The organism is Desulfofundulus thermobenzoicus, from assembly GCF_009428905.1.
In the GTDB taxonomy this organism is placed as follows: domain Bacteria; phylum Bacillota; class Desulfotomaculia; order Desulfotomaculales; family Desulfovirgulaceae; genus Desulfofundulus_A; species Desulfofundulus_A thermobenzoicus.
This window is the reverse complement of sequence record NZ_WHYR01000166.1, coordinates 1-474: the sequence shown is the minus strand read 5'-3', so window position 1 is coordinate 474 and position 474 is coordinate 1. Positions and strand designations below refer to the sequence as shown.

Genomic DNA, 474 nt, shown 5'->3' with positions numbered 1-474 from the left:
GTCCTGTTTCAAGAGCTGCCTGAAGAACCCGTTGTACTAAGTGCATCAAACCCGATCGACTTCAATACACCTGTAGAAGAAATATCACGTATTGTAGGGGAATTTTTAAAGGGAGTTGGCATAAAAGGGGCTGCGGCAAATGGTTCTGTCTTAAAAAAGGAGCAGTTCCGTAAGCGGCACTATCATCAGTCAGATCAGCTGTTCTGCCGAATGGATGGCCCGGGGGCAGTCAAAAAACCTGGCGGGCTCTATGCGGTGATGTATGATCAAGGAACATTTGATCAGATCGAATCTGCTTATTCGCATTTGTTAGATGAAATCGAGAAAGAGGGCATGATGCTGGATGGAGATGTATTTGAGGAGTATTTACTTCATTCGCTCATGTCTAAAGATGAAGCAGAGTATATAACGAAGCTCAGTGTAAAAGTGAAGAAGCGAGCAGATGACAATTGAAAAGAGGATAGACAGCATGTG

The 474-nt window shown here is 43.9% G+C and carries 1 protein-coding gene; it reads left to right on the top strand.

Annotated features, from left to right (window positions below; translation table 11 throughout):
• Positions 1 to 453, top strand: a 453-nt coding sequence (locus tag GFC01_RS18930) for a GyrI-like domain-containing protein (protein ID WP_207707653.1), incomplete at its 5' end; no start/stop codon positions are given.
• Between the last annotated feature and the right edge of the window lie 21 nt (positions 454 to 474).